The sequence below is a fragment of the Collimonas sp. genome (genome assembly GCF_044339385.1).
Lineage (GTDB): Bacteria > Pseudomonadota > Gammaproteobacteria > Burkholderiales > Burkholderiaceae_D > Collimonas.
On sequence record NZ_JBIIVN010000119.1, the window covers coordinates 1 to 8,002 of the forward strand.

Below are 8,002 nucleotides of genomic sequence, written 5' to 3' on the forward strand. Positions count from 1 at the left end.
CTGCTCAATCACCCTGATGTCAAGGCCATCAGTTTCGTCGGTTCAACCCCGATTGCCGAATACATCTATGCTACCGGCTGCGCCCAAGGCAAGCGGGTGCAGGCCTTGGGCGGTGCCAAGAACCACATGGTGGTGATGCCGGATGCCGACCTTGAACAGACCGTTGATGCCTTGATGGGCGCCGCCTACGGCTCTGCCGGTGAGCGCTGCATGGCGATTTCGGTAGCCGTTGCGGTTGGCGATGTCGGCGACAAGCTGATGGCCGCGCTGGTGCCGCGCGTGCGTGCATTGAAGATCAACCACGGGATGGAACCGGAAGCCGAAATGGGGCCCGTGGTGACGCCCCAGCACAGGGACAAGATACTGACATATATCGACGACGGCATTGTTGCCGGCGCCAGGTTGGCAGTTGATGGGCGTAACTTTACGTTGCCCGGCCACGAGCGCGGCTTCTTCCTGGCAGGCACTTTGTTCGATCACGTCACTGCGGATATGAGAATATACAAAGAAGAGATTTTCGGACCAGTGCTGTGCGTAGTCCGCGTGCCGGACTTTGCGGCGGCGCTGGCGTTGGTGAATGCTCATGAGTTCGGTAACGGCACCGCCATTTTTACCCGCGATGGCAACACCGCGCGCGAATACACCTCGCGTGTGCAGGTCGGTATGGTCGGCGTCAACGTGCCGATTCCGGTACCGATGGCTTTCCATAGTTTCGGTGGCTGGAAGCGCAGTCTTTTTGGCGATCATCATGCGCATGGGCCGGAAGCGGCGCGTTTCTATACCAAACAAAAGGCGGTGACCCAACGTTGGCCCGCCAGCATTGCGGCTGGTGCCGAGTTTGCCATGCCGACGATGAAATGAAGCATTTAATTTCATAAATTTGCAAAACCCGATTGACCAAAGCTATCAAATGCACGTATTATCCGGTCTTCGGAATTGCTGCAAGCCTTTGTTGGCTTCGCATTACGGCCCACGTGGCGGAATTGGTAGACGCGCATGGTTCAGGTCCATGTGCCGCAAGGTGTGGGGGTTCGAGTCCCTCCGTGGGCACCAGATAATTGGTGTAAAAAATATAGAGAGACCGCATAAAAATTCATATTTATGCGGTTTTTTTATATCCATATTATTTTCAAAAAGACAATGCGCTTCATGCAACGTGGTGCTACATTGTTCCCGCTTCTGTCATACTGGCGATTGTATTTCGTGTCATGCAAGTTCTTCGTGCCATGCCATAACAATAATAACCTTGGGGGTCTCCAATGGTCTTAATCATTTCTCTGGCGCTCGTCGCGCTGTTTGTCGCGTGTGGCGCCATGGCTCCGGTCCGTCTTGCTGCGATGATGCAGACCGCCCTGGGCGCCACGATTGTCAATTTCGGCTGGTTCTATCTACTATCGATGTTTGGATTTTTGGTGTTTGCGCTGTATCTGGCGTTTGGTCGATTCGGCACAATTCGACTCGGAGACGAGGATGCCGAACCGGATTTCAGTCGCCACAGCTGGTTCGCTATGTTGTTCGCCGCAGGCATGGGGATTGGCTTGGTATTCTGGGGGGTCGCCGAGCCTGTTTCCCATTTTGGGATGCCACCAAGCGGCCCGGCCGCGGTGCCCGAGGCCGCTCGGCTGGGTTTGCGGTACGCCTTTTTTCATTGGGGTTTGCATCCCTGGGCTGCCTATTGCGTGGTAGCGTTGGCGCTCGCTTTCTTCCAGTTCAACCGCAATCGTCCGATGCTGATGAGCACCACCTTCGAGCCGTTGCTAGGTAAGCACGCGCAGGGGCAGTTGGGCAAGGCAATCGATATTCTGGCGGTGCTTGCGACCGCAATCGGCGTTGCCACTTCGCTGGGTTTCGGAACCCTGCAAATCAGCAGTGGCCTGCATACGGTATTTGGATTACCGAACGGCTTGTCGCTGCAGTTGACGGTGATTGCTGTGGCCGCGGGCTTATATCTGGCGTCATCGCTGAGTGACTTGGATCGTGGTGTGAAAATCCTCAGTAATATCAACATGGTATTGGCACTGCTGCTGATGCTTTTCGTGCTGATGGTGGGGCCGACATTGTTCATCCTGGATTCTCTCACCACGACGCTCGGCGATTACCTCGACAATCTCATCAGCATGAGTATGCGCATGACGCCGTTTTCGAAAGGTACGTGGATTGCCGACTGGACCTTGTTCTATTGGGCGTGGTGGGTTACCTGGGCACCGTTCGTTGGTACTTTTATCGCTCGCATTTCGCGCGGCCGCACTATCCGAGAGTTTGTCATCGGCGTTTTGTTGGTGCCTTCGCTGATCAGTTTCCTATGGTTTGCGACGTTCGGCGGTGCGGCGCTGCATGGCATTATGTTCGAGCATTTGCCGCTCGTCGATATCGTCAAGCAAGACAGTTCGCTGGCGCTGTTCGCACTACTTAACAGCATGCCATGGAGCACGCTGACTTCGGTGCTTGCCATTATCCTGGTGGCGGTCTTTTTCGTGACGTCAGCCGATTCGGCAACTTTTGTGCTGGGCATGATGACTAGCAACGGTAACCCGACCCCATCGGCACGCATTAAATTGGCTTGGGGTGTATTGACTGCGCTGATTGCCGGAGTGTTGCTGATGGCTGGCGGGTTGAAAGGCTTGCAGACCACTTCAATCGTCATTGCGCTGCCGTTCATGATCATCATGCTGGCCATGTGCGCCAGCCTGTTTCGTGCGTTGAGCCAGGAGGCCAATACACTGGAACGCAGGCGCTATGCACGCGACCGGCTGCTGGAGCGGTTGTTGCGTGACCACGAGGAGAACTCTGCGTGACTGGTCAGCGCTTATTCGCAGTGGTGGCGGCTAGTCGGCAGGCTTGGCCGCCGCACTTGAAAGGTGTCCACGTAGTCATGTTCGCACCTTGGGCCTGCGCCGCAAACGAAGCTCAATTGCACGCATCGCTATTGCGTTCATCGATAAGCGCCGCGCCGATATGGTAATCGGCGCGCATCGGACATTTTACATTTACAGTTGCGAACATCTTCTGTAGCAGAACTTGGGCGGGCCGTTCGTTCCCGATGTGCGCCTGGCAGACATTGCTTGTCTAATCTTATTTTTTCCTCTGTGGTCCTTAGCTCGCCTTAGCTGGCGCCGCCGGGCAGCCACGCCAGTTTGATCCGGCCGGAATCGATTCGCCTTTCATGACCAGCGTCAACGCGCCGAGCTTCGCATTGTCGCCCACCGATGCGCCATACAACACAAAACTACGGGGCCCCATATAGACGCGGCTGCCGATGTTGACGTGATCGATTTTCATGACACGGTCTTCAAACAGGTGTGTCTGCGGACATGTCTGGACATTCAGTTCGCTGTAATCGCCGACATGCACGCAATCGAATTCGGTGATGTCCGTCGTGTTCATGTATACGCCGCGGCCGATGCGGCAGCCCAGCAGGTTAAAAGCCAGTGGCAGCCAGGGAGTGCCACGCAGATAGTTCATGAAATTGGGAATGGCGATTCCTTCATACAGATTCGTGACGCCTTCGGACAGCCAAACGAAACGTGTCCACATCGGGACGCTGCATTTCTGGTAGCGCCCGATGAGCAGCCATTTAAGAGTCGCGATAAAAATGAAACTGCCGATCCCATAAAGCAGCCCGGCACTGGTCAACAGCAAGATCACTTCGCCCCATTTTCCGGCACCGGCCAATGGCATCAGGTTAATCACCACCGTATAACCGACCGCGATAACGATTGCATGCGGGGAGACGATGCGGAAAGCTTCCACCAGCGCCCGGCCGAGGCGGCGTCGGCGCGAGGGCCGGAAGGTCAGATGTTCGGGAAAACCGCTGGTCTGTTCGCGCGCCGGCAGATTGATGGGGGGCGAGCTGAGCCAGGTGTCGCCGGGTCGCATGCGGTGATTATCCGGTGTCCGCGAATGTACGCCGATGAGAATGTTTTCCGGCAGGATGCTGCCGTCCGGCACATAGGCGCCGTTGCCGACAAAGCTGCGGCGCGAGATGGTGGTCGGCTTCATGGTCATCCAGCCGCCGTCGATCTGCTCGTCGCCAAGCAGCACAGCATCGGCGATAAATGTGTCGTCGCCCAGCGTCAGGATATCCGGCACCACGCCTAGCGCGGTCGATATTTCCGCGTGTTTGCCGACTTTTGCACCCAGCAGGCGGTACCATACTGGCGCATAGATCGTAGCATACACGCCGTGCAGGATAGCCAGACTGGATTCCTGAATCTGGTTGACCAGCCATTTACTGCAATAAACGTTGCTGCGCACCGGCCAACTGCCTGCACGCATGCGCGGCAACAAGGTCCAGCGGATCCCCGCCGAGAGTAGCGCGGTACAAACGATCAGCACCGCCGTGGCAGGGAAGGCGAGGATGAAATATTTGGCCAGTTGGAACGGCACCTGATTACTTTGTAGCCATGGATAGTGATCTGTATCGTCGAGCCAGTCAATCAGGATAAAGCTCGGGAATACCGGCATGAAAAACAGTGTCGTGATCAGCAATGCGCCGAACAAAAAGAATGCCGATTCGCCGATTTGGCGGCGCCGTGTTACGGGCGGCCGCGCCGGTTTCGAGGCTTGGTCAAAAGCGCCTGCGTCGCGCGCCGGTGAACCTGTCCAGATGCGGCCCGGCGGCACATATTGGCCGTCGCTCAGTGCCGACTGGCCTTCCAGGTGGCCATAGCTGCCGACTCGGGTATTGCTCTCCATTACGACGTAGGAGCCAATGCAACTCTCGCGCTCTAGCGTGATCGGCCCCAGTATCAACTCGCCATGCTCGACGCGGGCATTTTCCAGGTTCACCGCATTACCGATACTGCAACCATCTTCGATCGTCAGCAGATCATGGGCGCGTAGCGTCATTGAACCGATCACGACTTCGGAACCGATGCGCGCACCTAATGCTCTGAGCCACCACGTATTGAGTGAAGAGCCGCTTAGCAGGTAAGCTGGAGCCGCTTCGATCAAGCGATCAGCTAGCCACCAGCGGTAGTAAGCGAGGCCCCAGAGCGGATAGCGACCTGGCTTTAGACGCCCGACAATCAGCCATTTGGCGGCAATCGCAATACCGAATTCGAATAGTGTTGTCAGCAGGAAGGCGCCAATCGAGACGATGATTGCCAACGGAATTGAATCGCCGGGATCGCCTGTGAAGAAATGATAGGTAAAAAGGGGTGCCAGCCACTGCATCATGCGCATCGCCGCACAACCAGCGCTTGATATCCGATGGCGGATTCCAACTGGTATCGACAGCGATGCTGGCGTCCGGCGTTTCTGCCAGCGCCTGGGCGATGCGGCCAACGGTGCGGTTAATGTAGATGTCGCGCACCGTGATATGGGCGAAGTCCGGGTTGGCGCGCAGTGCTGAAGCCAGCTTGGCGGCAAATAGCGAGTGGCCGCACAGATCATTGAAAAAATCAGCACTGCGATGTATCGGCTGGCCGGGAAAGAGTTTATTCAAGGCAGCGAACAGTGCGATTTCGGCAGCGTTTTCGGCGTTATCCGAATCGGCTAAGTCGGTTACAGCGGCAACTGCCAATGGCCGTACTTTAAGCGCTTTGCGGTCAATCTTGCCAGAGCTCAGGCGCGGCATTTCGCGCATCGGCTCGAAGCAACCCGGCACCATGTATGGCGGCAGCAGTTCGCTCAGGGCGCTACGTAATTTGGCTGGCGCCACTTCGGTGCCGCTTTCGGGCACGATGAAAGCGATCAACTGGTCAATGCCGTCTTCCTGGCGCAAGACGACTGCCACGGTGCCGACACCCGGCTGGCGCGCCAGCACTCCTTCAATTTCGCCCAACTCGACCCGGAAGCCGCGGATCTTGACCTGATCGTCGGTACGGCCCAGGCATTGCACGCGGCCGTCGGCCTCAATTCTCGCCAGATCGCCGGTGCGATACAGGCGCCAATCATGTTCGCCAATCGACCAGGGATTATCGAGAAATTTTGCTGCGGTCAAGTCGGGCCGGCCCAGATAGCCAGCGGCCACGCCTGGGCCGGTAATGCACAACTCGCCGACTTCCCCTCGCGGCAGCAGAGAAAGGCCGTTTTCAAGCGAGGGATTGATGACCAGCAGGCCGTAATTGGGCAATGGCCGCCCGATAGTTACCGGTTGGTTGGGCTGTAGCTCGGCCAAACTAGCCGAGACCGTGGCTTCGGTCGGGCCGTAGGTGTTGAATATCTGTCGGTTCGGTCCGGCCCAGCGGCTCACTAGCGCTTCCGGGCACATTTCGCCGCCCAGGTTGATGAGGCGCAAACCAGGTACGTCTTGGTTGAACAGTGCCAGCAGCGTCGGCACTGCGTGCAATACGGTGACGCGGTTGGCCGCCAATGCTTGCGGCAAGGCTTCCGGATCTGAGGCCAGTTCCTTGGGTGCGATCCAGAGCGTGGCGCCGACCAGGTAGCTGATCCAGATTTCCTCGAACGACATGTCGAACGCTACCGAAAATCCCTGATAGACACGATCGCTGCCGCTGATCCCCAATACCGCGTTTTCGCTGCGCAGGAAATGACAGATTGCGCCCTGATTGATCTCGATGCCTTTTGGCTTGCCGGTCGATCCCGAAGTGTAGATCACATATGCCGGATCGCTGCGCTGTACGCCTTGGCGCCGCAATAGCGGCGTATCTGCATCTGTAGGCATCAGCAGATTTTCAGCGGTCCAGATATGACGGGGCAGATTGCCCAAACGCGGCCTAAATCCGTCACAACTGACGAGACCGGGTGCATTGGCGTCTGCCAGGCAAACAGCGATGCGCTCGACCGGCGTATCGGCATCTAGCGGTAACCAGGCCGCACCGGCCTTGGCAATCCCGGCCTGCATCACTAGCAGATCAATGCCGCGCGGCAGCCAGAGTCCGACAATCTGGCCAGGACGCACACCCGCTTCGATAAGTCGCGACGCGACCAGATCGGCACGGCTATCGAGTACCTGATAAGTGATCTGTTGCTCGCCAAAAATCAGAGCGATCTGTTCGGGGGTACGGGCAGCAGTTGCTTCCAGCAGGTCCGCCAGGATTTCATTGCGTATCAGTTCCGGTTGCTCCGGCCCATGCAGGATGTCCGGGGTGGATGAAAACACTGCTGTGGCGGCGTTATCGACAGGCAAATCGACAGGCAAAGTCTGGGTCATGTAGGGGGGATAGTCGAAGGCTTGCAAACCGACAATAGTAGCACGGGAGATGTGCGTGGTGAATCGACATTTGCTTCCCTATCTTGTCGTTGTCAGGCCTTGTTTTCTCGTCCTTTTCTGTCAATTTTATGCATGCTCCAACTGCGTTGCATGACGGTACATGCTGCGGTGTCGTCATCTCTTTGCAAAGTCATGCGTGAACCATTAAAGTCTGGGGCAATGCATCTGGTATCGTCTAGCGCAAGCAAGCAATGTCTGCTCCCGCATGAATGCTTGCCAGTGTGAAACTATTGGTCGTATGATTGATTGTTGCTTGGTTTAACGCGCGTTCCGTCTGGTTGTGTTAATTGCCATGTCAGGCAATCCCGCTAAAGCTAAAGCTAAAGCTTTGTGAGCGTTTCCATGTTGTCGGGGAGATTTTTGATGCAGCGATCCAAGAAATTCTCCGGTGCGGCGACTGCCAGCGGTTGGCGATGGCTGAGGGTGGCCTTGCCTTTTCTTGTGGCCGTGGCGATGTTGGTCTGGCTGCTGGCGTTCAGCATGAACATTCTGTCTGCCGTGCGCGCCTTTGTTGGTGGCGAGAGTCAATGGTCGAAGGCGCAGAAGGAGGCCGTGTTTCATTTGAATCAGTATGCGGTTTTCCGTTCTGAGGTTGACTACAAACAGTTTCAGAAAGCCATGGCGGTGCCGTTGGCGGATCAGCGGGCAAGGCTTGAATTGGATAAGCCCGCCCCCGATCTGAAGGCCGCACGCGAGGCGTTTTGAGCTTCCCCCGAAATTTAGTCTTCCATAGGTAACGTAAAATCAACGATCCTTTGGAAAGACCAGCAATGAAGAAGATACCAAAACAGATGTACACGGCGGAGTTCAAGGAGCTAGCCGTGC

The 8,002-nt window shown here is 56.6% G+C and carries 5 protein-coding genes, 1 tRNA gene and 1 pseudogene; 4 read left to right on the top strand and 3 right to left on the bottom strand.

Going from position 1 to position 8,002, the window contains the following annotated elements; translation table 11 throughout:
- The 3 genes from ACIQ0R_RS09285 to ACIQ0R_RS09295 all read left to right on the top strand — a co-directional run.
- On the top strand, positions 1 to 861 hold an 861-nt coding region (locus tag ACIQ0R_RS09285), incomplete at its 5' end, for an aldehyde dehydrogenase family protein (RefSeq protein WP_395826451.1).
- Positions 862 to 968: 107 nt separating this feature from the next.
- Positions 969 to 1,053: transfer RNA gene (locus tag ACIQ0R_RS09290), tRNA-Leu, on the top strand.
- Between the two features lie 206 nt (positions 1,054 to 1,259).
- A complete protein-coding gene (locus tag ACIQ0R_RS09295; protein ID WP_395826453.1) occupies positions 1,260 to 2,795 on the top strand; it encodes a BCCT family transporter in 1,536 nt (511 codons plus the stop codon).
- 298 nt (positions 2,796 to 3,093) lie between these two features.
- On the opposite strand, the gene ACIQ0R_RS09300 is transcribed toward ACIQ0R_RS09295, so the two are convergent.
- From ACIQ0R_RS09300 to ACIQ0R_RS09310, 3 genes and pseudogenes are all read right to left on the bottom strand, one after another.
- Positions 3,094 to 5,394, bottom strand: coding sequence for a Pls/PosA family non-ribosomal peptide synthetase (locus tag ACIQ0R_RS09300; protein ID WP_395826459.1), 2,301 nt, complete (start codon positions 5,392 to 5,394; stop codon positions 3,094 to 3,096).
- A gap of 220 nt (positions 5,395 to 5,614) precedes the next feature.
- Positions 5,615 to 7,117, bottom strand: a pseudogene (locus ACIQ0R_RS09305) (amino acid adenylation domain-containing protein); the annotation flags it as partial.
- A 380-nt stretch (positions 7,118 to 7,497) separates the two neighbouring features.
- Positions 7,498 to 7,659, bottom strand: coding sequence for a hypothetical protein (locus ACIQ0R_RS09310; RefSeq protein ID WP_395826455.1), 162 nt, complete (start codon positions 7,657 to 7,659; stop codon positions 7,498 to 7,500).
- Here ACIQ0R_RS09310 and ACIQ0R_RS09315 point away from each other — a divergent pair.
- Complete coding sequence (locus ACIQ0R_RS09315) at positions 7,658 to 7,882, top strand: hypothetical protein (RefSeq protein ID WP_395826457.1); 225 nt, start codon at positions 7,658 to 7,660, stop codon at positions 7,880 to 7,882. The genes ACIQ0R_RS09310 and ACIQ0R_RS09315 overlap by 2 nt on opposite strands.
- Positions 7,883 to 8,002 lie beyond the last annotated feature (120 nt).